This is a genomic window from Clostridiales bacterium, from assembly GCA_012512255.1.
Taxonomy (GTDB): domain Bacteria; phylum Bacillota; class Clostridia; order Christensenellales; family DUVY01; genus DUVY01.
This window is the reverse complement of the sequence record JAAZDJ010000080.1, coordinates 1-1,769: the sequence shown is the minus strand read 5'-3', so window position 1 is coordinate 1,769 and position 1,769 is coordinate 1. Positions and strand designations below refer to the sequence as shown.

Here is a 1,769-nt window from a genome sequence, read left to right as displayed (position 1 = left end):
GCTGAAAAAGAACTAAGATATACTTTAATAAATGATGATATAATGAATAAATATCAAAACCTAATAGTAATAAAAAGTATAAGTAAATCCTACGGAGTTCCTGGGTTAAGGCTTGGAATTATGGCTTGCGGTAATAAAGAAATAAATAAAATAATTAGGCAGAATATGGCTATTTGGAACATAAACTCTCTTGCGGAATATTTTCTGCAAATTATTCCTTTATATAAGGATGATTATATCAAAGCTTGCGATAAAATAGTGGCAGAAAGGGAATATATGACGACTGAATTAAGAAAAGCAGGTTATAAGGTTTATGATTCCCAAGCAAATTTTATCATGGTAAAAATTAATAAAAATAGCACTAAAATGGCAATAGATTTACTTGAAAAACATAATATTCTTATTAAGGATTTATATAAAAAAGATACCTTTAATAAGCCTCAATATATAAGACTTGCCATAAGAAACAGAAAAGATAATGAAAGAATTATTCAAATATTGAGAAGAGAGGTTAATTTATGAATATATGCGTAATAGGCGGCGGAAATATGGGGACATTAATCAGTGCCGAATTGTCTCTTGCAAAAAAAAATAATATATGCTTGTTGGCTTCAAAAGCTCATCTTTTTTCAACAGAAATAATTATAGATGATTGGAATGATAATACCCAAAAAAAGGCACATATAGACCTGATAACCGCGGATAAGCAGAAGGCTTTGGGAAATGCGGATTTGATACTTATAACTGTCCCGGCAAACGCATTATTAAAATTAGCAGAAGATATTTATCCATATGTGCAAAAGAATACTATTATTGGTATGATACCTGGTAGTGGTGGCACAGAATTTATTTTATCAAAATTTAGGCAAAAGGGCTGTATTATTTTTGGCATGCAGAGAGTTCATAGTCTAGGAAGAGTGAAAGAATATGGTAAAATCGTTATGAATAAAAGCAGAAAACCTAAAATAGATATTGCCGTTTTACCAAAAGAAAAATCACAAGAAACTTCAAAATTATTATCAAATTTATTTCAAATGCCGTGTGATTCATTGCCTAATTTTTTAAATATTACATTTACGCCTTCCAATCAAATCTTACATACTTCAAGGCTTTATCATTTATTTAATGATTATTATGAAGGAAAAACCTATAACAGACAATCATATTTCTATAAAGAATGGGATGATGAGTCTTCAATAACGCTTTTAAATTGTGATAAAGAAGTGCAAAGTATTTGTAAAAAATTACCAGAATTTGATTTATCTGGTGTTAAATCATTATTAACACATTATGAAGTAAAAAATTATAAAGAAATGACCTATAAATTATCGCATATCCCCGCCTTTCAAATAAGCTTAACTCCTATGTTAAAGATTGGGGACGGTAAATATATACCTGATAAAAATCATAGATATTTTACTAACGATTTTCCATACGGCTTATGTATAATCAAAGGTTTTGCTGAAATATTAAAGATAAAAACACCCACTATAGATAAGATCTTGAAATGGTATGAAAAATTTGCAAGTGTTGAATATTTTGTAAATGGTGAATTCAAAGGAAAAGATTTAATTAAAACAGGAATTCCACAAAATTTTGGCATAACAACGCATAACGATGTAATTAATTTTTATAAATAACAGAGAAAAACTTATGTCAAATTATAATTTAAAATTGATTCAAGATGTTTCATATCAAATCTTAAAAGACTTTGATGATTTTTGCGCCAAACATAATTTAACATATTATATGACTTATGGAACTTTAAT

At 28.0% G+C, this 1,769-nt stretch carries 2 protein-coding genes; both read left to right on the top strand.

Annotation, left to right across the window (positions count from 1 at the left end):
* The first annotated feature begins 42 nt into the window (after window positions 1–42).
* On the top strand, window positions 43–522 hold the full coding sequence (locus GX756_04265; protein ID NLC17074.1) for an aminotransferase class I/II-fold pyridoxal phosphate-dependent enzyme: 480 nt from the start codon (window positions 43–45) through the stop codon (window positions 520–522).
* Window positions 519–1,640 (top strand): NAD(P)-binding domain-containing protein, encoded by a 1,122-nt coding sequence (locus GX756_04260; GenBank protein ID NLC17073.1) that lies wholly within the window; start codon window positions 519–521, stop codon window positions 1,638–1,640. The genes GX756_04265 and GX756_04260 overlap by 4 nt, the downstream gene beginning before the upstream one ends.
* The last annotated feature ends 129 nt before the right edge of the window (window positions 1,641–1,769 follow it).

Coding starts and splice junctions, on each gene's coding strand:
- GX756_04260 (NLC17073.1), top strand. CDS start 519: ATGAATATATGCGTAATAGGCGGCGGAAATATGGGGACATTAATCAGT.
- GX756_04265 (NLC17074.1), top strand. CDS start 43: ATGAATAAATATCAAAACCTAATAGTAATAAAAAGTATAAGTAAATCC.